Consider the following 23,241-nt stretch of genomic DNA (forward strand, 5'->3'; position numbering starts at 1 on the left):
TCGCGTTACGCCGGCAACGGCGCTTCAAGAATCGCCCCGGTTGCGGATTCCGTCATCACGACGGTGCCGCCATCGGGGCGTATTGCCACATTGGTGACCGTGCTGCCGGCGATCGGGCTTTTCAGGAAGTGCGTGACTTCGCCACCCGCGTTCAGCACGAAGACGCCGCCCAGGCTGGCATGCGCCACCAGCAAGCCACCCGTTGGGGTGCAGGCCAGCCCGTCGGGGCCGCTGGTGCCAAAGAACGTGCGAAACGCCCCCATCTTGCTCAGCGAGCCATCTTGCATCAACGGGCCGCGCCACACCTGGTTGGCGCGCGTCACGGCCACGAACAGCACCTGTTCCCGCGCGTCCAGCGCAATGCCATTCGGGCTGGGCGCATTGGCCAGCAGCAGGTCCAGGCGACCGCTGTCCGGGTCATAGCGATACACGCGACCCTGCGGGTCGTGCAGCCCCGTCTGCCCCTGGTCCGTGAAATAGAGCCGGCCGTTGCGATCAAACACCAGATCGTTCACGCCCTTGAACGATTCGCTGTTGCGCTCGCCCAGCACGGTGTCCACGTTGCCAGTGGCCGGGTCGCATCGCAGAATGCCGTGCCGGTAATCGGCCACCCACAGGCTGCCGTCCTGATGCCGCGCCAGGCCGTTGGGCCAGCCGCCCGTCTCCGCCACGACGCGCCATTCGTTGGCATCGTCGATGCGCAGGATGCGGCCGTGGGGAATGTCCGTGACATACAGCGCGCCTTCGGCGTCAAACACCGGCCCTTCCAGAAAGCAATCCACGGGGTGGCCCGCCTTGTTGGCGTCGGCCCAGGCGCTGCGCCGTGGCAGCCGCAAGGTGTCTGGCATGACCGTGACCACACGCGCCTCGATCACCATCGGCGGTTTGAAATCCAGGTTCCACATGATGCCGCCTTCCCTATTCAGGCTTGATACCCACGCGCTTGCCCACGTCGGCCCACAGGCTGACCTGGTCTTGCACGTAGGCGCCGAACTGCGCCACCGGCATGGAACGATGCCGCGCACCTTGTCGGGCCATGTTTTCCTGCATGGCGGGCTCGCTCATCACTTGTGCCACCAACTGGTTCATCTTGGTGACGATGGCATCGGGCGTGCCCTTGGGCGCGGCCAAGCCAAACCAGTTCAGCACCTGATACGAGGGCAAGCCCGCCTGCGCGAAGGTCGGCACGTTGGGCAAGGCGGCGAGCCGCTCGGTGCCGGTTACCGCCAATGCGCGCACGCGGCCACCCTGTACGGGTGCGATGGCGGTGGGCGCCGCCGTGATCAACAGGTCGATCTGCCCGGCCATCAAGTCCGCCAAAGCCGCGCCCGCGCCGCGATACGGAATGTGCGCCAGCTTCACCTTCGCTTCGCTCTGGAACACTTCGGCGGCCAGATGGGTGGAACTGGCTTGCCCGCCAGACCCGTAGTTCAGCGTGCCGGGCGCTTTGCGCGCCTGTGCGATCAGCGCGTCCATGGTCTTGAACGGCGATTTTTCGGGAACCAGCAGTACCAGCGGCGTTTCGATGATCTCGCTGACGTGGACCAGGTCGTTCTCATAATCCCAGGGCAGCTTGGAGAATAGCAGCGGCAGCATGGTGTACGTGGTGTCCGTCACCAGGAACGTGCTGCCGTCCGGCGTGGACCGCGCCACCTCTTGCGTGGCAATCGTGCCGGACGCGCCGGTCTTGTTTTCGACGATGAACGTCTTGCCGGTGGTCTCGGATAATTTCTGCGCCACTTGCCGCGCGGCGTAGTCCGTTGTGCCACCCGGCGAATAGGGAACGACTAGGCGCACGGGTTTGTTGCCGGGCCAATCGGTGGTGCTGCCGGCGCTGTCGGCAGCCTGCGCGGGCACGCAGGCCAACCCCGTCGCGGCCGCAAGCAGAACGCGGCAAAAGGCGCCGCGCGCAAAGAGCATAGTCATGATGTTGTCTCCGTTTTTTTAATCAATCGTTTCAAGCCGCCGTCTGGATGCCGGCCTCGCGGATCAGCGCCGCCCATTTCTTTTGTTCGTCCAGAATGTATTGCTGCGCCACTTGGGGCGAACCGCCCATCGCCTTGCTGCCTTCCGCCGTGAACATGGCGATGGTGGCCGGGTCCGCCAGCACCTTCTGCACCACGCTGTTGACCGCCTCGATCACCTCGGGCGGGGTGCCGGCGGGCGCCACCAGCGCCTTCCAGTCCAAGGCCTCGAAGCCATCGAATCCGGATTCCGCCACGGTCGGCACATCCGGCAGGATGGACAGGCGCTCGCGAGCGCTGACAGCCAAGGGGCGCAGCACTTTTCCTTTCAGCATTTCCTGCGCGGCCTGCGGCGTGGCGAACATGTAGTCGGTGTTCTCGCCCAGCAGGTCGTTCAACGCGGGCGCCGCGCCCCGGTACGGCACGTTCAGCACCTGGAACTTGGCCTGATACGCCAGCAGCTCGCCCGCCAGGTGGCCCACCGTGCCCGAACCGGCAAGCGCCTGCTTGATGGCGCCGGGCTGCGCGCGCGCTTCCTTGACCAGGTCGGCCAGCGTGTTCCAGCGCGCATTGGCCTTCACCACCAGCACCACGGGCAGCGACGCAATCATGGCGACCGCCGCGAAATCCTTGCCGGCATCGAACGGCATCTTGGGCATCAGCGCGGGGTTGATTGCCAGATTGGCGGTTTGGCCCATGCCCAGCATGAAGCCGTCGGGGCGGGTCTTGGCCACTTGGTCCATGCCAATGTTGCCGCCCGCGCCGGGGCGGTTTTCCACCACCACCGACCACCCTGCCGCCCCCGTGATCTTGGCGGCGATGGCGCGCGCCACCGAATCGGTGCCGCCGCCCGGCGTGTAGGGAACAATCAGCCGGATGGGCCGGCCGTCGGGATACGCGGATGCGGCATGCAAGCGCAACGGCAAGGCCGCCGCGCAAAGGGTTGCGCCCAGGAACGAACGTCGGGTCAGAGTGATCATGATGGTTGGTCTCCTTCTGTTATGCGCCTTGCTTTCAAGGCCGCGATCTCATCGTCGCGATAGCCGACCGCCCGCAAGAGCGCGTCGGTGTGTTCGCCCACAGCCGGGGGCTGCAAGCGGATGGGGGGTTGCCGCCCGTCCAGCGTCAAGGGGGTCAGCGGCACGAAGCTGTCAGTGCCATCCGGCAGCGTGATCGGCGCCAGCCCGCCGGTGGCTTTCAGATGCGGGTCATCGAACAGTTGCTCGGGCCGGGTGATGGGCGCGAAGGGCAAGCCTTCTGCTTCGAAGCGCGCGGCCAGTTCCGCCGCGCTATGTCCCGCCAGATGCGAACGCAGCAGCGGCATAAGCCAATCTCGCGCGCGGACCCGATCGTTGTTGGTGGCAAGGCGCGGGTCCGACAGCCATTCTTCAAGGCCGAAGGCGCGGCAGAAAATGTCCCACTGCTTGTCGCTGACCACCGCCAGGAAAATCTGCTCGCCATGCTTCACGGTGAACACGTCGTACACCGCCCAAGCGGATATGCGGGTGGGCATGGGCGCGGGCGCGCGGCCCGTCACGGCGTACTGCATCATGTGCTGCCCAACCAGGAACACGTTGTTCTCGAACAGCGAGGCTTGCACCTCGGCGCCCACGCCCGTGTGTTCGCGCTGGGCCAGTGCGGCCATGGCGCCCATCGCGCCGAACATGCCGCCCATGATGTCGTTCACGCTGGACCCCGCGCGCAGCGGGTCGCCGGCACGGCCGGTCATATAGGCCAGGCCGCCCATCATTTGCACCACTTCATCCAAGGCGGTGCGATTGTCGTAAGGGCCAGGCAAAAAGCCTTTATGGCTGACGTAGATCAGCCGGGGATTGCGCGCCTTCAAGGTGGCGTAGTCCAGGCCCAGCTTTTGCATCACGCCGGCCTTGAAATTCTCACTGACGACGTCGGCCGTATCGATCAGGCGCAAGGCGGCTTCCACGCCTTCGGGTTGCTTCAGGTCCAGCGCAATGCTCTTCTTGTTGCGGTTGAACATGGGGAAGAAGCCCGCGCCGGAACCCAGCAGGCGGCGGGTGGTGTCGCCGCCTATGGGTTCGACCTTGATCACTTCCGCGCCCAGGTCCGCGAGCAGCATGCCGCAGGTCGGCCCCATCACCATGTGGGTGAACTCGACGACGCGGATGCCTTCATACGGAAGGCGGGACGTTGCACTGCTAGTCATGTGGGATGCACCTTGGTGGCAATAAGGGGGAAGCGGACGCCGCTAGCGGGCCTGGGGTTAGCAGCCGGGAACTAGCGGGTCGGAAGCTAGCGGGCCTGGACAAAGCCCAAGGGCAAGCCGGCGTCCGGCGTCATGCCGTACAGCGGTTCGCCCGGCAGGCCGGCGGCTAGCGGCTGACGCGCCGCGATGATTTTTTCCAGGTCGATGCCGGTACGCACGCCCATGGCTTCAAACATGAAGACCAGGTCTTCGGTCACGACGTTGCCCGACGCGCCCGGCGCATACGGGCAGCCGCCCAAGCCACCCAGCGAACTGTCGAACGTGCGGACCCCTTCGTCCCAGGCGGCCAGGCAATTGGCCAGGCCCAGGCCGCGCGTGTTGTGCATGTGCGCGGCGCCGGCCTTTGCGCCCAATTCCGCGCGCAGGCGGCGGAACAACCGACGCACCTGCGCCGGGTTGGCGTGGCCGACGGTGTCCGACAAGCCCGATTCATCGGCGCCTGCCTCTACGCACATCAGCGCCAGCCGAATCACGTCGTCCTCCGGCACCAGGCCTTGCAGCGTGCAACCGAACGCGGTGGAAATGCCGGCCTCAAGCTTTACGTGGGGCGCAAGCTCGTCGCGCAGCGCGGCAATGGCGCGCACCTGCTCCACCATTTCTTCCGGGGTCTTGCGCACGTTGGCCAGGGAATGCGCGTGGCTGGCGGATACCGGCATGGTCAGCTTGTGCACGCCGGCCCGCAGCGCGGCCTCGGCGCCGCGCAGGTTGGGCACCAGCGCCATCACCGTCAAACCCGGAATGCGGGCGGCGTAGGCCACGACCTCGGCCGCGTCCGCCATCTGCGGCAACAGGCGAGCCGGCACGAACGACGCCACCTCGATCTCGCGCACGCCAGCCGCAACCAGCGCGTCGATCCAACGGAATTTGTCTTGCGTGGGCATGGTGGACGACACCGACTGCAAACCGTCGCGCGGGCCCACTTCGCTGATCAGTACCTGCCCCGGGTTGGGCGCGATATCCGCCATGACTGCGTCTCCTTATATTCTATCTATTAGAATGCTGTTCTTTCTTATAGAATTAAAAACGAAGAGAAAATCGCTGTCAAGCGCGAATCCCGGCGCGGCGCGATGCTGTGCCTACAATGGCGGCGCCTGTCGTTCTAAAGGATGGAATATGCCGATCGCCCTTCCCTTGCTGGTTCCCGTTGCCTGCGCCCTGGCCGTCACCACGCGGAACCGCCATGCCGCGTAAAGCCGCAACCGAATCTGTCGCCGATGCCGACGCCGCCGCCGGCGGCGTTGCCGCGGTAGACCGCGCGATGAGCCTGATGGCCGTGTTCACGCCCAACGACCGCACGCTGTCGCTGGGCGAATTGGCCGAACGCACGCGCCTGTACAAGAGCACGGTGCTGCGCCTGCTGGCCTCGCTTGAACACGCGCAATGGATCCAACGGCTGGACGACGGCCGCTACGCGCTGGGCCCGGAAATTGCCCGCCTGCACGGCATCTATTCCGCTTCGTTTTCCCTTGAGCATGTGGTGGTGCCGGTGTTGCGCGACCTGGTCGCGGCCACCGGTGAAAGCGCGGCCTATCACGTGCGCCAGGGCGACGCGCGCCTGTGCCTGTACCGCGTGGACTCGCCCCACCCGGTGCGCGACCATATCCGCGCGGGCGACCTGCTGCCGTTGGAACGCGGCAGTGGTGGGCGCGTGCTGACGGCTTTCGATGACATCCTGGGCAAGGCGCCCGGCCCCGAACAAGCGCTCTACACGCGCATCCGCCAGGACGGCTACTTTGCCGCCATGGGCGACCGCCTGAACGAAGTGGCGGGCATATCTGCGCCCGTGTTTTTGCTGTCGGGTGGCTTGGCCGCCGCTGTGACGCTGACCGCGCCCGTGCACCGCTACAACCCCGACCACCTGAGCCATGTGCTGAACGCAGCCCGGCGCCTGACCGGCCGCGTGGGCTAAGGCCCGCGGCGCTCGTCACGCGCGGCGCGCCGGCAGAGCCAGCCGCGCCCGTTATTCGCTTCGCCCCATCCCCACGCCGCTTGATCCCGCGCAAGGCAACCCGTCATGCCTTGCTCTAGCCTCTGTCCACTTGATCAGAGGAAAGGCTTCAACATGACGTGGTTCAAATCACTCAAACTCGGCGGTCGCGAGCTGCTGCCCATCGTGCAGGGCGGCATGGGCGTCGGCGTGTCGGCGCATCGGCTGGCGGGCGCCGTGGCCAGCCAGAACGCGGTGGGCACCATCGCCAGCATTGATTTGCGCCACCACCATCCCGACCTGCTTGAAAGAACCGACAAGTGCAATGACCGCGACCTGATCGACAGCGTCAACCTGCTTGCGCTGGACCGCGAAGTGCGCGCCGCGCTAGACACGGCGCAAGGCCGGGGCCTGGTGGCGGTGAACGTCATGAAAGCCGTGCGCGGCCACCCCGCACTGGTGCGGCAAGCTTGCGAAAGCGGCGCGCAGGCCATTGTGATGGGCGCGGGGCTACCCATGGACCTGCCCGAGATGACGGCGGATTTTCCCAAGGTGGCGCTGGTGCCGATCTTGTCCGAAGCGCGCGGCGTGGCCGTCGTGTTGAAGAAATGGATGAAAAAAGGCCGGCTGGCCGACGCCGTGGTGATCGAACACCCCGGCCATGCGGGCGGCCATCTGGGCGCCGCGCGCATCACCGACATTCACGACGAACGCTTTGATTTCCAGCGCGTGCTGGCCGACTGCCATGCGCTGTTCGATGAACTGCAATTGGGCCGCGACGCGCCGCAACTGATCGTGGCGGGCGGCGTAGGCAGCCATGATCAAGTGCGGCATTGGCTGGCGCACGGCGCCGACGGCGTGCAGGTGGGCACCGCGTTCGCCGTCACCCGGGAAGGCGATGCCCATGAGAACTTCAAGCGCGTGCTGATGGATGCGGACCCGGCAGAACTGGCCGAATTCACCAGCGTGGCCGGCCTGCCCGCGCGCGCCGTCGCCACGCCGTGGCTGACGCGCTATCTGCGCCAGGAAGCCACCCTGCAAGCCGCCACGCGCTGCGACCCGCGCCGTTGCAGCCAGCGCATGGACTGCCTGACGCAATGCGGGCTGCGCGATGGGCTGTCACGCTTTGGGCAGTTCTGCATCGACTTGAAGCTGGCTGCCGCGCTGCGCGGTGAAGTGAGCCGTGGCCTGTTCTTCCGGGGCGCGTCCAAGCTGCCGTTCGGCAGCGCCATGCGGTCGGTGCGCGAACTGATGGACTATCTGCTGCATGGGCAGATGCCGGCAGCGGCGTAAGCCGCCTACCGCGCCGCCGACAAATCAAACTGAAACACCGCCCCCGGTTCCGGCCGTTCCACCAGCCGGATCTCGCTTTGATGCAGTTGCAAAATGCGCTGCACGATCACCAGACCCAGCCCACCGCCATCACGCGGCCCTCGGTTCAACGCCGAGGCGCGCGTGAACAAACCGTTGCGCAGTTCGGGCGGAATGCCCTTGCCCGTATCGCTCACCTGCACCTGCACGCGGTTCTGCGCCACGCCCAACTGCAAGTCGATCCGGCTGCCCGGTGGGCTATGGCGAATGGCGTTGTCCAGCAGGTTCGTCAGCACGCGCTCGATCAGGCCCAGGTCGGCTCGCACCAAGGGCAAGGCCTGGGGAATATCCGTAGTCAGTTCCTGCTGGCGAGCTTCGGCGGCAAGCTCGAACTTCTGCATCACGTCCTGCACCAGTTCCGGCAGCGAAAACGTTTCCGGTTCCAGCCGCACCAAGCCCGACTCCAGGCGCGCCAGTTCGAAGAGCTCTTGCGCCAGCCGCCCCACCTTGCGGCTTTGCGCCAGCGCGATGTCCAGGTACCGGCGGCGCTCGCTGGCGTCCAGCGTTTCGTCTTTCAGGCGCAGCGTTTCCAGATAGCCATGCAGGGATGTCAGCGGCGTGCGCAGGTCGTGCGAAATATTGGCGACCAGGTCGCGGCGCTGCTGGTCTTGCCGCGTCAGCTCGCGCCATTGGTCCGAGATGCGTCCGCCCATCTGCACGAAGCTGCGACGCAGTACCGAGATTTCATTCAAGCTCTGGTCCGTGGCGTCGCCCGGCCGGGCCAAGGCGGCCAGCGCCTTGCCGTCGTCGCCTTCAAACGCGCTGACCGCCCGCGTCAAGGCACGCAGCGGCCGCGTAATGAGCGCGAACGCCGTCAAGCCCGCCACCAGCCCCAGCAAGGCCACCAGGGCAATCGACCACAGCGTGGTGCGCAACACCGAACTGCGCGACACCGACATCGCCAGCGCATCATGCGCCTGCCCTTGCAGCACCACGTACACATAGCCCGCGTCCGACGTTCCCACGCGCACGGGCGCGGCGCTGAACACCTTTTGGGCATCCTCGCTGCGCGGGTCGTCGCCCACAATGGGCAGCATGTCGCCCGCCAGCAGGCGCTTGACCGGGGCCAAGTCCACCTGGCGCCGCTTGATCTGGCCGGCCGGCGCGGCATCACCCACGATGCGGCCATCGTTGTTCAGCAGATAGACCTCTACGGCGGGGTTGACCGCCATCAACATGTCGAACAGCGAACGCACCGCGTCGGGCTTCCAGCCGTTGGCGTCCATCAGCTCGGTGCTGCCGGCAATATGCTGCGCCAGCCCGCTGGACAAGCGCTGCACCACTTCCTGCTCGTAACGGGAATTGGCGGCGATCTGCAACCAGGCCGACGCGCCGCAGCAGGCCAGCAACAGCAGCGCAAAGACGGCGGACAGGCGTTGGGTCAAGGTGAATCGTTTCATGTCGAGCCTCCGGCAGCGCCCGGACCGGCGGCGAATTTATAGCCCCTGCCCCATACGGTCAGAATGCGGCGGGGGTCGGACGGGTCGGCCTCGATCTTCGTGCGCAGCCGGTTGATATGCGTGTTGACCGTGTGTTCATAGCCTTCGTGCTGATAGCCCCAAACGTGGTTCAGCAGGTCCATCCTGGAAAACACCTTGTCGGGATGGCGGGCAAAGAAATGCAGCAGATCGAACTCGCGCGGCGTCAGATCCAGCCGGCGATCATCCACATCCACCGTGCGCGCGATAGGGTCAATTGACACACCATGCACGGCAAGGCTGCCGGCATCGATGCGCGCATTGCGCTCAATGGCGCTGCTACGGCGCAGCAGCGCCCGCACCCGCGCCACCAGTTCCAGCATGGAAAACGGCTTGGCCAGATAGTCGTCGGCGCCCAGTTCCAGGCCCAGAATGCGGTGCACCTCGCTGGACCGGGCGCTGGTGATGATGATGGGCGTGTAGCGCGCCATGGCCCGCGCGCGCTTGCAGATTTCCAGGCCGTCGATGCCGGGCAGCATCAGGTCCAGCACCAGCGCGTCCCAACTGCCCTCTTCCAGCCGGCGCATGCCCTCGTTGCCGTCGGCCGCGTGCTCCACCTCATAGCCTTCGTCGCGCAGATGCAGGCGCAGCAATTCGGCAATGTGGGCGTCGTCTTCAACAATCAAAACGCGGCGGGGCGTGTCCATGGGGGGCTCGGGCAAGGGAAACACCGCCATTGTCGCCAATCCGCGGGCGGTGAGTTATCACAATTTTTTTAAGTTTGCGTGAGGACTTCGATATCGGCCCCGGGGAAGAATGGCTCCAACGACAGCACCCCGCCCCGGAGACCCGCCATGATGGCAAGCCCCGCCAGTCACATTCCCCCCGCCGCCGCCCGGCCCCCCGGCGTCATCCACCCCGGCTGGCTGCGCATTGTGCACTGGCTGAACGCGCTGGCGGTGGTGATCATGGTGATGAGCGGCTGGCGCATTTATAACGCCGCCCCATTCTTTGATTTCACCTTTCCCAACGGCATCACCCTGGGCGGTTGGCTGGGCGGCGCGCTGCAATGGCATTTTGCCGCGATGTGGCTGCTGTTCGCCAACGGCCTGCTGTATCTGGCCCTGAACCTGGCCACCGGCCGGCTATGGCGCAAATTCTTCCCCTTGAGCCCGAGCGGCGTGGCCGCCGACCTGGGCGCGGCACTGCGCGGCAAGCTGTCCCACGGCGACCTGCGCCACTACAACCAGGTGCAAAAGCTGGCCTACCTGTTCGTCATCGTCGACATCGTGGTGCTGGTGCTGTCCGGCCTGGTGCTGTGGAAGTCCGTGCAGTTCGACCTGCTGCGCGAGCTGATGGGCGGTTATGAATTCGCACGCCGTATCCACTTCTTCGCCATGGCGTTGCTGGTGGCCTTCGTGGCGGTGCACCTGGTGATGGTGGCGCTGGTGCCCCGTAGCCTCATCGCCATGATCCGCGGCAAATAAGGAGCCCAACGTGAGCCAGAAAAAACGCTTGTCGCTGCTGGGCCTGGACGGCGCGGCCATCCTGAAAGAAGCCAAGAACCTGATCACCAGGCGGGTCGAACAACCCTCGCGCCGCGCCTTCCTGCGCAACACCCTGACGCTGGGCGGCGTAGCGATGCTGTCGGGATGTTCCTTGTCCGACGATGAGAACGTGGAAAAGGCGCTGACATCCGTATCGCGCTTCAACGACCGCGTGCAGGGCTGGCTGTTCGACCCCAACAAGCTGGCGCCCACCTACCCGGAATCCATGATTACCCGGCCGTTTCCCTTCAATGCCTATTACGGCATCGACGAAGTGCGCCACGTGGACGAGGAAACGTTCCGGCTTGAAGTCACCGGCATGGTGGCCGACAAGCGCCAATGGCGGCTTGAAGAACTGCGCGCCATGGCGCAGGTGGACCAGGTCACCCGCCACATCTGCGTGGAAGGCTGGAGCGCCATCGGCAAATGGGGCGGCGTGCCGTTTTCCACCTTTCTCAAGCGCGTTGGCGCGGACCTGACGGCCAAATACGTGGGCTTCAAGTGTTCCGACGACTACTACACCAGCATCGACATGCCCACGGCACTGCACCCGCAGACGATCCTGGCACTGACCTATGACGGCAAGACCTTGCCCCCCGAGTACGGCTTCCCCATGAAGCTGCGCATGCCTACCAAGCTTGGCTACAAGAACCCCAAGCACATACAGGCGATTTTTGTCACCAACACCTACCCAGGCGGTTACTGGGAGGACCAGGGCTACAACTGGTTCGGCGGAAGCTAGGTGCAATTCCTGTCTTACTCAATCCATCAAAGGAACGCATCATGAAGACACTTACCACCGCTGCTTTTTCCCTGTGCCTGGCCTTTGGCGCCGTGGCCGCGCATGCCGCCGACACCATGGGCAAGGACAGCATGAGCAAAGACGGCATGAGCAAGAGCTCGATGTCGAAGGACGGCATGGCTAAAGACGGCATGGCCAAGGACGGCATGGCGAAAAGCGGCATGAGCAAGGACGGCATGTCGCACGACGGCATGAAGAAGGACTCGATGTCGAAGGATTCCATGTCCAAGGATTCGATGTCGAAAGATTCCATGTCCAAGGACGGAATGAAGAAGTAAGGAACAAGCACCGGGCAAGCGCCGGGGTCGGAGATTCGATCCCGCCGCACCCCCTGCCAGCGCTTGCCTTGTTGCCTCTTGAAGGAGCCACGCCATGAGTTTGAACCGCAGACATTTCCTGACCCTGGGCGGCGGCGCCGCGCTTGCCGCCGGCCTGGCCCCCTGGCTGACTCCGCGCAGCGCATCGGCCGCCAAGGCCGCCGCCACCTACCCCTACGCCTTGACCGACGAACAATGGCGCGCCCGGCTAACGCCCGCGCAATATCAGGTGCTGCGCCGCGACGGCACCGAACGGCCCTACACCAGCCCCTTGAACGACGAACATCGGAACGGCACGTTCTCGTGCGCGGGCTGCGAGCAGCACCTGTTTTCGTCCAGCACCAAATTCGACAGCGGCACCGGCTGGCCCAGCTTCTGGCAGCCCCTGGCCAACGCCGTCGGTGAAACCCGCGACACCGGCTTCGGCATGGTCCGCACCGCCGTGCATTGCGCGAATTGCGGCGGACACCTGGGCCATGTCTTCGACGACGGTCCTCGCCCCACCGGCTTGCGTTACTGCATGAACGGCGTCGCCATGACGTTTACTGCACAGGGCTGAGTCGCCCGATGCAGAGACCCGACCGGGGCTGGCCCGCCCAAGACTGACCCGCCCGCCTCTACGCCGACCCGGCACCGACCACCCGCCTTATCAGGATTCCCGACCATGAACTTCCAAGCCAAAAAATTCTGCGCCGCCCTCGCCGCCGCCTGCGGCCTGCTGGGTGCGGGCGCATCGCAATCCGCCGAAACCGCCTTCATCATCCCCGCCCCGGCGGTGGACCAAGCCCCGGCCACGGCGCCGCAAGCAAAAGCCGTTATCGCCGGCGGCTGCTTCTGGGGCGTGCAAGCCGTGTTCCAGCACGTCAAAGGCGTCAGCAACGCCGTATCCGGCTACGCGGGCGGCACGGCGAAGACGGCCGACTACGACGCCGTCAGCGGCGGCCGCACCGGCCACGCCGAAGCCGTTGAAATCACGTATGACCCCAAACAGGTCAGCTACGGGGAACTGCTGCAAATCTACTTTTCCGTGGCCCACGACCCCACGCAACTGAACCGCCAAGGCCCGGATCGCGGCACGCAATATCGGTCCACGGTGTTTCCGGCGGACGAAGGCCAGCGCAAGGTGGCCGAAGCGTATATCGAGCAGTTGAACAAGACGGGGGTGTATTCGAAGAAGCTGGCCACCACGGTGGAACCGCTGCAAGCGTTTTATCCCGCCGAGGGCTATCACCAGGACTATCTGGTGCGCAACCCGAACAGCATGTACATCGTGGTGAATGATGTGCCGAAGGTGGAGAACCTGGCGAAGACGTTTCCCGCGAAGTATCGGGACAAGCCGGTGTTGGTGAGTGATAACGGGCGGTAAAGTCCGTCGCGTTCTGACTATCGAGCCTGGCTTGCTAAAGCGCCGCTGCCCGCGAGGCCAGCTTGCGGTTGCCTTCGCTGGCGGGTTTCAAGGCCATGCGTTCCGCCGTCAGCACCTTGGCCAGGCCGCGAGCGCCGTCGCGCAAGGCCGCTTCCACCAGGGTCAGCGCCAGCACATCACGCTGGGCATGGCTGCCGCCAAAGCGGTGCGCGATCAGGCGCAGATCACGCAGCAGGTCCGCGCTTAGCGCATAGTCCTGGCGGGCGAAGGCCACGAGCGCATGCGCCACGGGCAGGCCGACGGCACGCGTCATCATGGCATTGGTGCCGCTACCTTCCGCCGCGGCCTCCATGGCCGCGATCAATTGCTGCGCGGCCGCGTCATCGCCCGCGCCCAGGTAGGCCATCAAGGCATGGACATCATTGAACGCGTAGTACCCCGTGCCCCCGCGTTCCCGCCAAACGTCGGCCAACTGCCGCCAGCGCGGTCCTACGTCCACGCCGCGCAGCAGCAGGCGCCACAGCATGGCGGACGCATCGACCAGGTCCAGGACCTGCCCGGTGGAGGATTCGCGCAGCCGCTTGTCGTACAGCGCCAGCACCTCGGCTGTCTCGTCGCGGTCCAGGTGAAACAGCGCCAGATGCCACCAGTTGTGGATGGCCAGCATATTGTCGGCCGACCAATCTTCGCGGCGTCCGTCCAGCCATGCGATGCCCTCCTCCACCCGCCCCTGCATCTCCAGCACATGGGCCACCGCGTGCACGGCCCAGGGATCGCGCGGGTTCAATTCCAGCGCGCGCCGGCCCTGGGCCTCGGCCTGGGCGTACAAGTTGGTTTCCTCCAGACCAAAGGCATGCATGCCCAGCACGTAGCCATAGTGCGGCATCTGGCTGTTCCAATCCGGAAGAATGCCGGCCACGCGGTCGCGCAGCATGGCCGAGCGCCCAAGCAGGAAGTCGCCGATATGGCCCACCTGCAAGGCCAGCGTGTCGTGCGGGTAGTCGATGAGAATGTCGGCGTAGCGCCGCAAGGCATTCGAGAATTCACCATTCAGCCACGCGCGCGCGGCGGCGGTGTGGCGCCGTTCGCGCGGGTTGGCGATGTCGTGCAGGCCCTCGGCGGCCTCCACGCTCTCGCGCAGCAGCGGCTCCACGCATTGGTCGCTGGCCGTGATCATCATCCCGGCGCGCAGCACATGACCCATGACGAACACGGGGTTGTTGGCCAAGGCCTGGTCGATGACCCCTAGCGGATCGCCGTAATAGCCAAGAAACAGGGATTGCGCCTTTTCGTAGGCGGCCAGGGATGCTTGATCATCCGTGGAAACGGGATTGCCCCGCTCATCGGTCTGCGCCATGGTGGTCTCCTAGGATGCCGCCCAGCGACGGGCTCTGACGATGTAAGCACGGACACCGCCCCACGGCAAAGCGCAACTGCTCTAGTGCGCTTGTACCGCGTGCCGTCCGTTTGACCTGGAGCGACGCAGCAACACCCCTCCGCGCCCGCGCGGCGCGATAGGACAACGCTTCAAACGTCGGCAATAGGACAACGCTTCAAACGTAGGATGGGTGAAGCGCGCGAAAACCGCCACAAGCTAACCAGACCCAAACGCGCGCAACCCATCATGCAGCCATTGCGTTAATCAAAATCGAATCTCTGCCCGTGATTACCTATTTTCAGTGATTCAACAATCCTGTTACTCAGCTTACAGTCGAAGAGTAAGAATTAATTACAAACAGGCTGGCTCGCGGCGAGCAGCCTACGACCTCTTCGATAGGCTGTCATGAATAAAACGTTCTGCTCCGTTTGGAATCCGTCCCTGGGCGCGTGGGTCGCGGCACCGGAAACCACCCGGGTCAGGGGCAGAACATCAGGCAGTGGCAGCGCCACGCTGCTAACCGCATCACCCTCCCGCCACGTTTCGCGCCAACGCAGCATGGTGCTGGCCCTGGCCGCGGCGTGTGCCCTGTTTGGCGCCCTGCCCAAGGCGCATGCCGCATGCACCCCGTTCAGTACGGGCGCCACGGTCGTGTGCACCGGCGGAATCGCCGGAATCAACGAAGCCACCAACAACCCCACGGTAAACATTGCATCCGGCGCGATCATCACCGCGCCATCCTCGTCGTCCAGCGCGGTCACGTTAAGTGGCAACAATGTCCAGCTTGAAAACAATGGCACGATTGACCCATCCGCCATCGGTATCCCCAGCACACTGACCTCTGCCGTCACCATCGGCAATAGCAACAACAGCCTGGCCACGGTGATCAACAATGGGACGATAAGCGGGACGACAGACGCGCCTGCCAGCGCGCTCTTGGGCTCTCTGACCGGCATGGCGCTGAACATTCAAAACGGCAGCTTCGGATCCACGACGATCCTCAACAAAGGCACCTTATCTTCGATGCCCCTGTCAGGGACATCAATGTCGGGCGACGCGCCTGTCGTCGCGGTCTGGGGTGGCTCCCGCGTCAACATGGAGAACCGCAATGCGATCTTCGGCCGCGTGGCGTTTCAAGCGGCGGCGGCCGGCAACGTGTTCACCAATGTGGGCACGATCTACGGTAGCGTGTCCCTGGGCGCCGGTGCCGGGGCCAACCGATACAACGCGCTGACCGGCTCATGGGTCGAATCGGGCGGCGGCGCTGCGGGCGACATGGCGGTGCTGAACCAAGACCTGGAGTTCGCCAGCACTGGCACGGTGGACGGTGGCGCGGGTGGCAACAACACCCTGGCCCTGCAAAACGCCGTCGATGGCGGTTCCGGTACGGCCGGCAGCGGAGTCATTCTGGGTGACACGTACCGCAACTTCAGCAACCTGATCGTCGACAGCGGCACATGGACGGTGTCCGGTCCGCTGTTGACCGGCTCAACGTCGACCACCATCAACGACGGCATGCTGACCTTGATCGACACGCTGGCCCTGGGCTCCGGCCGGATAACCGCCAATGGCGGCACCTTGCTAGTCGGCGCCATGGGCCTGGTGCTTGGCAATGACCTGACCCTGCAAAGCGGCAGCCTGACCTTGGCCGGTGCTCAGCCGCTCACCCTTTCCGGGCAACTGAGCGGCACGGGGAATCTGGTTAAAACCGGCACCGGCGTCACCACGCTAAGCGGCAACAACGGCGCCTTCACCGGCACGACCGCCGTCCGCGGCGGAACGCTGGCCGTAAACACCACGCTGGGCGGCGACGTTACCGTCGAGGCAGGCGGCAAAATCACGGGTACGGGCACGGTCGGCCAGAACGCCACGGTGCGCAGCGGTGGCATCTTGCAGGGCGTGCAAGGGCAGACGCTGAAATTCGGCACTTTGAACCTAAGCCAGGGCAGCCAGATCAACGTGGCGCTGGGCGGCGCGAACGCCACGCCGCTGTTTGACGTTACCGGCAATCTGTATCTAGGTAGCCCGACACTGAATGTGAGCAATCAGGGCGGATTCGGAGCGGGCGTCTACCGCCTGTTCGATTACCACACGTCCCTGACCTTTCCAACGAACTCCCCGATCCTCATCGGCACGACGCCCACGGGCATCAGCGCTTCCCAACTGACCGTGCAGCTGTCGACGTTTGGTCAGGTCAACCTGGTATCCACTGCGGGCTTGACGGTAAATCAATGGGATGGCGCCGACACCACGCCCAATGGCCAGATCGACGGTGGTTCGGGCATATGGAACGCGACGGCCAGCAACTGGACCACTGCCGATGGTTTGATGAACGGCCAATACACTTTGCCCTCCCTGGCCACCTTCACGGGCGCGGCGGGCACCGTCACCGTCGACAACAGCGGCGGCGCCATCGGCGTGACGGGCATCACAATCGGCACGGACGGCTATCGCATTCAAGGCGATTCCATCGCCCTGCAGGGCAGCGGCGGCCAGACGGCAATCCTCGTGGGCAACAGCACCCCTGCCAGCAGCAGCATGGTCGGCACGATTGCATCGTCGTTGACCGGTGCCAGCAAACTGGTGAAGTCCGATTTCGGCACCTTGGTGCTGGCGGGCAACAACACCTACACCGGCGGAACGGATGTGCGCCTGGGCACGCTGTCGGTGTCCAGTGACGCCAACCTGGGCGCGGCCAACGGCGGCCTGACGATCGCGGGGGGCACGCTGGCATCGACGTCCAGCTTTACCAGCAATCGCGCCGTCACCTTGGTCTCAGAGGGCACGTTCAATGTGGCGGCCGGCACGCAACTGGGCCTGGCCGGCACGATCGACGGCAACGGGCAGCTCATCAAGGAAGGCGCGGGCACGCTGGCGCTGACGGGTGCCAACCACTACACCAACTCCACCTGGGTGAAGGCGGGCAGCTTGATCGGCAATAGCGCGTCCATCCGGGGCAACCTGCTCAACTACGGTTCGGTCATCTTCGACCAAAGCCTGGACGACACCGTATCCGGTTTTTTGATCGGCACCGGCGCCATCACCAAACGCGGCACGGGCACCCTGACCTTGGATGGCCTGAACACGCTGGACTGGAACATCGAAGCAGGCACGCTGGCCACCGAGGTGTCAACGTACACCGCCAACGCCACCATCGGCGCGGCCGGCACGCTGCGCTTTGACCAAGCCACCGACGCCGGCTATGCCGGCAAGCTGTCGGGCAGTGGCGTCTTCGTGAAGACTGGCGCCGGCAATCTGGAAATGAACGCGGACAGCAGCGCCTACACCGGCACGACGCGCGTGGCCGGCGGCATGCTGAGCGTGGTCGGCAAGCTGGGCGGCAACGCGGATGTGCAGAGCGGCCGCCTGCACGTCACCGGCACACTGGGCGGCAATGCCGCCATCGGCGCCAACACCATTCTGTCGGGCGCCGGCACCATCGGCCAGAACGTCACGCTGACGGGCGGCGAGCTGCAAGGCACACAAGGCCGCACCCTGACCATTGGCGGTGACCTCACTTTGGACAACGCCAGTCGCGTCAACGTGGCGCTGGGCCGTGCCGGCGCTGCAGCCCTGTTCGATGTGGGCGGCAACCTGGCCTTGGCCGGCACGCTGAACGTCACGGACCAAGGCGCCTTTGGCGCGGGCGTCTACCGCTTGTTCGACTATGGCGGCACCTTGACCACCAACAAGATGGCCGTGGGCAACACACCCACGGGCATCACGGCCAATGACCTTCGCATCCAGACCGCCGTCAACGGCCAGGTCAACCTGATGTCGACCAAGGGCGCCACCTTGAGTTTCTGGGACGGCGGCAACGCCGCGCAACGCGATAACGGCGTCATCGACGGCGGCGCGGGTACGTGGCGCACCGATGGCCTGAACTGGACCAACGCCGACGGCACCCTGAACGGCCGCTTCCAGCCCAACCCGACGTTCGCCGTCTTCCAAGGCGCGTCCGGCGCCGTGGCGGTGGATACAAGCGCTGGCGCCGTCGGTGTGACGGGCATGCAGTTCACAAGCGGCGGCTACCGCGTCCAGGGCGACGCCATCGCGCTGTCCGGCGCGGGCGGCGAAACCATTGTGCGCGTGGGTTCGGGTCTGCCCACCAGCGCCGGCACCACCGCTACCCTCGCGTCCAGCCTGACCGGCGCCAGCAAGCTTGTGAAGTCCGACTTTGGCACGCTGGTGCTGGCGGGCACGAATAGCTATACCGGCGGCACCGAGATCCGTGGCGGCACCTTGTCCATTGCGTCGGACGCCAACCTGGGTGCAAGCTCGGGCGGCTTGACGCTGAACGGCGGCGCGCTCGCCACCACGGCCAGCTTTGATTCCGCGCGTGCCGTCACGCTGATGCAAAGCGCCAACATCACGGTCGCGGCGGGCACCACGCTGGGCTTGCAAGGCGCCATCGGCGGAACGGGCAACCTGCAAAAGCTGGGTGCCGGCACCTTGACGCTGACGGGTGCGAACAGCTACGGCAACACGCAAGTCCAGGCGGGCACGCTGGTGGGCAATGCGGCCTCGATTCGTGGTGACCTGATGAACAACGGCGCGGTCGTGTTCAACCAGGCTAGCGATGCGACCTACGCGGGCTATGTGTCGGGCACCGGCACGATGACCAAGCAAGGCGCGGGCGTGTTGACGCTGACCGGCGTCAATGCGCAAGACTGGCGCGTCGATGCGGGCACGCTGGCATTCAGCGCCGGCCGCTATACCAGCAACACCACGATCGCCTCGGGTGCCGAGGCGCGCTTCGATCAAACCAGCAGCACCTCGTTCAGTGGCGTGCTGTCTGGCGCGGGACAGGTCACGAAGACCGGCGCGGGCATGCTGCAACTGGTGGCCGACAGCAGCGCCTTTACCGGCCAGACCCAGGTTCAATCCGGCATGCTGTGGGTGTCGGACAAGCTGGGCGGCTCGGCCTCGGTCACGGGCGGCCGACTGCATACCGACGGCGTTCTGGGCGGCGACGTCACGGTCAGCGGCGCGGGCATCCTGTCTGGCTTGGGCCGCGTTAACGGCAACGCCACGCTGGCGGGCGGCGTACTGGAAGGCGTGCAGGGCCAGACGCTGACCGTTGGCGGCGACTTGTCGCTGTCCGGCAGCAGCCTGATCAACGTGGAACTGGGCCACGCGCCGAACAACGCCCTGTTCGATGTCGGCGGCAACCTGACCCTGGCCGGCACGCTGAACGTGACGGATCAAGGCGGCTTTGGCGCGGGCATTTATCGCCTGTTCGACTACGGCGGCACCCTGGTCGATAACGGCTTGACCGTGGGTGCTACACCTTCTGGCGTCGATGCCAGTGCCTTGACGCTGCAAACCGCCGTGGGCGGACAAGTGAACTTGGCCTCGACATCCGGCGCCACGCTGAGCTTCTGGGACGGCGGCAACACCGCCCGCCACGATAACGGCGTCATTGACGGCGGCTCGGGCACCTGGCGCGCCGATGGCCGCAACTGGGCCAACGTGGACGGCACCTTGAACGGCGTCTTCCAACCCAACCCGACCTTCGCCATCTTCCAGGGCACGGCAGGCACGGTCACGGTGGACACATCGGCAGGCGCGATCGGCGTTACCGGCATGCAAATCGCCACCGACGGCTACCGCATCGAAGGCGATGCCATCGCGCTGCAAGGCGCGGGTGGTGAAAGCATCATCCGCGTGGGCGCGGGGTCGGCGGCCGACGCCGGTATGACGGGCACCATCGCCGCCAGTCTGGCGGGCGCCAGCAAACTGGCCAAGACCGATTTCGGCCGTCTGGTGCTGACGGGCGACAACACCTATACCGGCGGCACGGACGTGCGTGTGGGCACGCTGTCGGTATCCAAGGACGCCAACCTGGGCGCGGCAACGGGCGGCGTGACGTTGAGCGGCGGCGTGCTGGCCACGACGGCCAGTTTCGATACCGCCCGCAGCATCCTGTTGACGCAACCCAGCGCCATTGATGTTGCCGCGGCAACCACCTTCGGCCTGACCGGAACCCTTGCCGGCAACGGCGATCTGGCCAAGGCAGGCACCGGCATGCTCACCATTTCAGGTGACGGCAGCGGCTACACCGGCAGCATGCTGGTGCAGGCAGGCGCGTTGAACATCGCATCGAGCGGCAAGCTGGGCGGTACGCTGACGCTGGCCAGCGGCACGCTGCTGCAAGGCGCGGGCCAAGTCGGCACGACCACGCTGCAAAGCGGCGCCATGCTGGCGCCGGGCAAGGTCAACGGCACCTTGAACGTGGCGGGCGATTTGACGTTCATGCCGGGGTCCACGTACCAGGTTGCGGCCGATCCGGCCTCATCCGACAGCGCCCGGGTGGCCGTCAGCGGCGTCGCCAATCTGGCCGGCTCCGTAGTGCACGTCGGGCCGGAAGGCGGCTTTGAAACCACGCGCCAGTACACGATCCTGAGCGCCAACGCCATCAACGGCCAGTTCGACAACGTGTCGTCGAACTACGCCTTCCTGGCTCCGGCCCTGCGCTACGGCGCACAGGATGTCACCTTGCAACTCGGGCGCAAGGTGGTGCCGGTGGATCCCACGACGCCGACCACCCCCTCCCGTCCGATCGCTTTCGCCGACGCCGCGCGCACCGGCAACCAACGTGCCGTCGCCAATGCACTGGACAGCCTGCCGTCCGGCAATGCGCTGCACGAGTACATCCTGACCTTGCCTAACGGCGCGCCGCCGGCCGCTTTCAACAGCCTGTCCGGCGAAGCGCACGCCAGCGTCACGTCCAGCCTGATGAGTTCCAGCAGCACCCCACGCACGCTGCCGCTGTCGCACCTGCGGGCCAACCTGAACGCGGGTATGCGCCCGGGCGCGCCCACCGCACAAGCGGGCGGCACGCTGTCCGCGTCCGCCTTGCCGTCATCGAACGCGCAGCCCGCCTGGGCAGAGCTTGTCGGCAACTGGCAAACCCAGAACGCCACTGACAACACCGCGCAAGTGCGTCAACACACGGGCGGCGTCTTCGTTGGCGCCGACCATGCGGTGGGCAACGGCTGGCGCGTGGGCGGCGCGGTCGGCTACACCGACAGCAAGATCCGGGTTGACGATCGTTCGTCCAACGCCGACGTGTCCGGCTATAGCGCGGCCATCTACGGCGGCAAATCGTTTGACGCCGGCGCGGGCAAGCTGAACCTGCTGGTCGGCACGTCGTACACCTGGCACGACGTCAGCACCGAACGCTACGCCACCGTGGCCGGCGCATCGCAAAAGCTCACGGCAGACTACGGCGCCAGCACCACCCAGCTCTTCACCGAGCTGGGCTACGCCATGCCCTTGTCCGACCGCACCACGCTAGAACCCTTCGTGGGCCTGGCCTGGAGCGACCTGCGCAGCCGCAGCTTTTCGGAATCCGGCGGCTCGGCGGCCTTGAACGGCCAAAGCAGCAGCGACAAGCAAACCAGCAGCACGCTGGGCATGCGCGCGCAAACGGACTTCACGCTGAATGGCGCCGAAGGCCGCTTGCAAGCCACGCTGGGCTGGCGCCATGCCTTTGGCGATGTGTTGCCGCAATCGACGATGGCGTTTGATGGCGGCCAGGCGTTCACGGTGTCGGGTGCGCCGATTGCCCGTAACGCTGCCGTTGCCGAGCTGGGCGCGGAAGTGGCGGTGTCTAAGAACGCGTCCGTGGGCTTGAATTACAGCGGGCAGTACGGCGGCGGAAATCGCGAACACGCGGGGTCGTTGAACGTGCGCTGGCGGTATTGAAGGGGACGCCCCCCCCATCAACCGACCCTACCCCCGATCATTCGCTCTTGCGCTGCCTCGCACTCGCTTCAAACTCAGCCGCCAAGCGCAAGAGCTCTTGCTTGTAGTTGTCCAAGGTTCCGCTGTATTCATCCAGATAAAGCTCCCGACGGGCCGCGTCCATCTCTTTTGACGTAGCCGCCTGCCTGACGAAATTCGCAAGCTGGGTCCTTACCGGTTCGGGGATACCGCTACGCACCGCCACGCTATAGCTGCTGTGAAACAGCATGTCGGGAATGCCAAGCTCGGCAAACGTCTTTACCCCGGCCAGATGGCTCTCGCTTCCGGGCCGGCCGGTATAAGCCAGCACTTTGACGCGCGGGTTGTCCTTGACGTTTTGCGTGGTGCCTATCGTGGTGAAGTAGCCATCGATATGGCCACCAAGAATTGCCGTCAGCCCTTCCGCGCCGCCCTTGAAGGGAATGGGGCGATACTGCGTGCCCAGGCTGGCCGCCAGCCTGCTCGCCAAGGTCGAATAGGTGCCGATGCCAAGATCCGCAATGCCGATATCCAGTTCCCGATTCAAACCCTTCAGGTCTTGAAGCTGGTTCCAGCCTCGGTCGGCCGGCACGATGAAGGCATAGCTGCTTTGGGCCAGCGGAGCCAGGATTTCGAAGTCGGAGAGTTCGTAGCTCGCGCTGGGCGTCGTGAGCTTTGCGCTATAGAAACCTTCGGCATGCACCAGCAAGGTGTACCCATCCGCAGGGCTGTTCTTGACGGCCATGATGCCGATGGCCGAGCCGGCGCCAGGCCGGTTTTCCACGACTACGGTCTGGCCCATGATCGCGCCCAACTGCTGGGCAAACGCGCGCGAGATGGCGTCGGTGGCGGCGCCTGGCGGATACGGAACGACAAGCCGGACGGGCTTGGACGGATACGCCGTTTGCGCGGCGGCCGCAAAAGAAAATGCTGCGCTGAACACTGCGCACCCCAACAGCAAACGGCGGCGAATGGCGAACGGCATGGCTTGCTCTTATTCAGTTGTCTCCCCGAAAGTGTATAGAGCCGTCCGCCCGTCAATACCGCCAAATTCTGAAGAAGTCTTCTGCAAAAAACGCAGCACGACGGCGTCCTCATCGCGAGCGGCGCTGTCCATTATTCCTTCGCTTCGCGCAGTTCTGATCTGCGAGTTCAGGGATAGGCAAGCCGGTTCAGCCACC

At 65.3% G+C, this 23,241-nt stretch carries 17 protein-coding genes and 1 pseudogene; 9 read left to right on the forward strand and 9 right to left on the reverse strand.

Translation table 11 applies throughout. The annotated features are described in order from the left end of the window. Positions 1 to 5: 5 nt before the first annotated feature. From ACE04A_RS18495 to ACE04A_RS18515, 5 genes are all read right to left on the reverse strand, one after another. Positions 6 to 905, reverse strand: coding sequence for an SMP-30/gluconolactonase/LRE family protein (locus ACE04A_RS18495; RefSeq protein WP_448719023.1), 900 nt, complete (start codon positions 903 to 905; stop codon positions 6 to 8). Between the two features lie 13 nt (positions 906 to 918). After that, complete coding sequence (locus ACE04A_RS18500) at positions 919 to 1,926, reverse strand: Bug family tripartite tricarboxylate transporter substrate binding protein (RefSeq protein WP_448719024.1); 1,008 nt, start codon at positions 1,924 to 1,926, stop codon at positions 919 to 921. A 31-nt stretch (positions 1,927 to 1,957) separates the two neighbouring features. After that, the gene (locus ACE04A_RS18505; RefSeq protein WP_259247092.1) at positions 1,958 to 2,944 is read right to left on the reverse strand and encodes a Bug family tripartite tricarboxylate transporter substrate binding protein; all 987 of its coding nucleotides are present in this window, start codon (positions 2,942 to 2,944) and stop codon (positions 1,958 to 1,960) included. Next, on the reverse strand, positions 2,941 to 4,146 hold the full coding sequence (locus tag ACE04A_RS18510; protein ID WP_259247090.1) for a CaiB/BaiF CoA transferase family protein: 1,206 nt from the start codon (positions 4,144 to 4,146) through the stop codon (positions 2,941 to 2,943). Before ACE04A_RS18510 ends, ACE04A_RS18505 begins: the two co-directional genes overlap by 4 nt. Positions 4,147 to 4,232: 86 nt before the next feature. Beyond that, positions 4,233 to 5,171: a hydroxymethylglutaryl-CoA lyase gene (locus ACE04A_RS18515; RefSeq protein WP_447989369.1), complete on the reverse strand. Its 939-nt coding sequence runs from the start codon at positions 5,169 to 5,171 to the stop codon at positions 4,233 to 4,235. Between the two features lie 215 nt (positions 5,172 to 5,386). Here ACE04A_RS18515 and ACE04A_RS18520 point away from each other — a divergent pair, with 215 nt between their 5' ends. Both ACE04A_RS18520 and ACE04A_RS18525 read left to right on the forward strand, forming a co-directional pair. After that, positions 5,387 to 6,115 (forward strand): IclR family transcriptional regulator, encoded by a 729-nt coding sequence (locus tag ACE04A_RS18520; protein WP_279996737.1) that lies wholly within the window; start codon positions 5,387 to 5,389, stop codon positions 6,113 to 6,115. A gap of 153 nt (positions 6,116 to 6,268) precedes the next feature. Then, entirely contained in the window at positions 6,269 to 7,426 is a 1,158-nt protein-coding gene (locus ACE04A_RS18525; protein WP_448719025.1) for an NAD(P)H-dependent flavin oxidoreductase, read from the forward strand. A gap of 5 nt (positions 7,427 to 7,431) precedes the next feature. On the opposite strand, the gene ACE04A_RS18530 is transcribed toward ACE04A_RS18525, so the two are convergent. Both ACE04A_RS18530 and ACE04A_RS18535 read right to left on the reverse strand, forming a co-directional pair. Beyond that, complete coding sequence (locus ACE04A_RS18530; RefSeq protein ID WP_259247079.1) at positions 7,432 to 8,904, reverse strand: sensor histidine kinase; 1,473 nt, start codon at positions 8,902 to 8,904, stop codon at positions 7,432 to 7,434. Further along, positions 8,901 to 9,629 (reverse strand): response regulator transcription factor, encoded by a 729-nt coding sequence (locus ACE04A_RS18535; RefSeq protein WP_259247076.1) that lies wholly within the window; start codon positions 9,627 to 9,629, stop codon positions 8,901 to 8,903. The genes ACE04A_RS18530 and ACE04A_RS18535 overlap by 4 nt, the downstream gene beginning before the upstream one ends. Before the next feature lie 147 nt (positions 9,630 to 9,776). Between ACE04A_RS18535 and ACE04A_RS18540 the strand changes: the two genes are divergently transcribed. The 5 genes from ACE04A_RS18540 (at position 9,777) to msrA (ending at position 12,954) form a co-directional block, all read left to right on the forward strand. Then, positions 9,777 to 10,409, forward strand: a complete 633-nt coding sequence (locus tag ACE04A_RS18540) for a cytochrome b/b6 domain-containing protein (RefSeq protein ID WP_259247075.1) — start codon at positions 9,777 to 9,779, stop codon at positions 10,407 to 10,409. Positions 10,410 to 10,419: 10 nt separating this feature from the next. Then, entirely contained in the window at positions 10,420 to 11,211 is a 792-nt protein-coding gene (locus ACE04A_RS18545) for a molybdopterin-dependent oxidoreductase (RefSeq protein WP_259247074.1), read from the forward strand. 41 nt (positions 11,212 to 11,252) lie between these two features. After that, complete coding sequence (locus ACE04A_RS18550; protein ID WP_448719027.1) at positions 11,253 to 11,549, forward strand: pentapeptide MXKDX repeat protein; 297 nt, start codon at positions 11,253 to 11,255, stop codon at positions 11,547 to 11,549. Positions 11,550 to 11,643: 94 nt separating this feature from the next. Beyond that, positions 11,644 to 12,147 carry a peptide-methionine (R)-S-oxide reductase MsrB gene (msrB, locus tag ACE04A_RS18555; protein WP_427964466.1) on the forward strand — a complete coding sequence of 168 codons (504 nt, stop codon included), beginning with the start codon at positions 11,644 to 11,646 and terminating at the stop codon, positions 12,145 to 12,147. Positions 12,148 to 12,252: 105 nt separating this feature from the next. Next, positions 12,253 to 12,954 carry a peptide-methionine (S)-S-oxide reductase MsrA gene (msrA, locus tag ACE04A_RS18560; RefSeq protein WP_447989379.1) on the forward strand — a complete coding sequence of 234 codons (702 nt, stop codon included), beginning with the start codon at positions 12,253 to 12,255 and terminating at the stop codon, positions 12,952 to 12,954. 34 nt (positions 12,955 to 12,988) lie between these two features. Here msrA and ACE04A_RS18565 read toward each other — a convergent pair whose 3' ends face one another. Further along, a complete protein-coding gene (locus tag ACE04A_RS18565) occupies positions 12,989 to 14,311 on the reverse strand; it encodes a tetratricopeptide repeat protein (RefSeq protein WP_448719028.1) in 1,323 nt (440 codons plus the stop codon). Positions 14,312 to 14,737: 426 nt separating this feature from the next. Here ACE04A_RS18565 and ACE04A_RS18570 point away from each other — a divergent pair. Further along, positions 14,738 to 14,851: pseudogene (locus ACE04A_RS18570) on the forward strand (ESPR domain-containing protein); the annotation flags it as partial. Between the two features lie 39 nt (positions 14,852 to 14,890). Then, complete coding sequence (locus ACE04A_RS18575) at positions 14,891 to 22,042, forward strand: autotransporter domain-containing protein (RefSeq protein WP_485820399.1); 7,152 nt, start codon at positions 14,891 to 14,893, stop codon at positions 22,040 to 22,042. Between the two features lie 37 nt (positions 22,043 to 22,079). Here the strand turns inward: ACE04A_RS18575 and ACE04A_RS18580 are convergent, their stop codons facing one another. Then, positions 22,080 to 23,045: a tripartite tricarboxylate transporter substrate binding protein gene (locus tag ACE04A_RS18580; protein WP_448719029.1), complete on the reverse strand. Its 966-nt coding sequence runs from the start codon at positions 23,043 to 23,045 to the stop codon at positions 22,080 to 22,082. Positions 23,046 to 23,241 lie beyond the last annotated feature (196 nt).

This window comes from Achromobacter colocynthidis, assembly GCF_057334535.1.

Excerpts from the sequence above, each read along its gene's own strand:
- ACE04A_RS18495 (WP_448719023.1), bottom strand. The coding sequence starts at position 905 with ATGTGGAACCTGGATTTCAAACCGCCGATGGTGATCGAGGCGCGTGTG.
- ACE04A_RS18500 (WP_448719024.1), bottom strand. The coding sequence starts at position 1,926 with ATGACTATGCTCTTTGCGCGCGGCGCCTTTTGCCGCGTTCTGCTTGCG.
- ACE04A_RS18505 (WP_259247092.1), bottom strand. The coding sequence starts at position 2,944 with ATGATCACTCTGACCCGACGTTCGTTCCTGGGCGCAACCCTTTGCGCG.
- ACE04A_RS18510 (WP_259247090.1), bottom strand. The coding sequence starts at position 4,146 with ATGACTAGCAGTGCAACGTCCCGCCTTCCGTATGAAGGCATCCGCGTC.
- ACE04A_RS18515 (WP_447989369.1), bottom strand. The coding sequence starts at position 5,171 with ATGGCGGATATCGCGCCCAACCCGGGGCAGGTACTGATCAGCGAAGTG.
- ACE04A_RS18520 (WP_279996737.1), top strand. The coding sequence starts at position 5,387 with ATGCCGCGTAAAGCCGCAACCGAATCTGTCGCCGATGCCGACGCCGCC.
- ACE04A_RS18525 (WP_448719025.1), top strand. The coding sequence starts at position 6,269 with ATGACGTGGTTCAAATCACTCAAACTCGGCGGTCGCGAGCTGCTGCCC.
- ACE04A_RS18530 (WP_259247079.1), bottom strand. The coding sequence starts at position 8,904 with ATGAAACGATTCACCTTGACCCAACGCCTGTCCGCCGTCTTTGCGCTG.
- ACE04A_RS18535 (WP_259247076.1), bottom strand. The coding sequence starts at position 9,629 with ATGGACACGCCCCGCCGCGTTTTGATTGTTGAAGACGACGCCCACATT.
- ACE04A_RS18540 (WP_259247075.1), top strand. The coding sequence starts at position 9,777 with ATGATGGCAAGCCCCGCCAGTCACATTCCCCCCGCCGCCGCCCGGCCC.
- ACE04A_RS18550 (WP_448719027.1), top strand. The coding sequence starts at position 11,253 with ATGAAGACACTTACCACCGCTGCTTTTTCCCTGTGCCTGGCCTTTGGC.
- msrB (WP_427964466.1), top strand. The coding sequence starts at position 11,644 with ATGAGTTTGAACCGCAGACATTTCCTGACCCTGGGCGGCGGCGCCGCG.
- msrA (WP_447989379.1), top strand. The coding sequence starts at position 12,253 with ATGAACTTCCAAGCCAAAAAATTCTGCGCCGCCCTCGCCGCCGCCTGC.
- ACE04A_RS18565 (WP_448719028.1), bottom strand. The coding sequence starts at position 14,311 with ATGGCGCAGACCGATGAGCGGGGCAATCCCGTTTCCACGGATGATCAA.
- ACE04A_RS18575 (WP_485820399.1), top strand. The coding sequence starts at position 14,891 with ATGGTGCTGGCCCTGGCCGCGGCGTGTGCCCTGTTTGGCGCCCTGCCC.
- ACE04A_RS18580 (WP_448719029.1), bottom strand. The coding sequence starts at position 23,045 with ATGCCGTTCGCCATTCGCCGCCGTTTGCTGTTGGGGTGCGCAGTGTTC.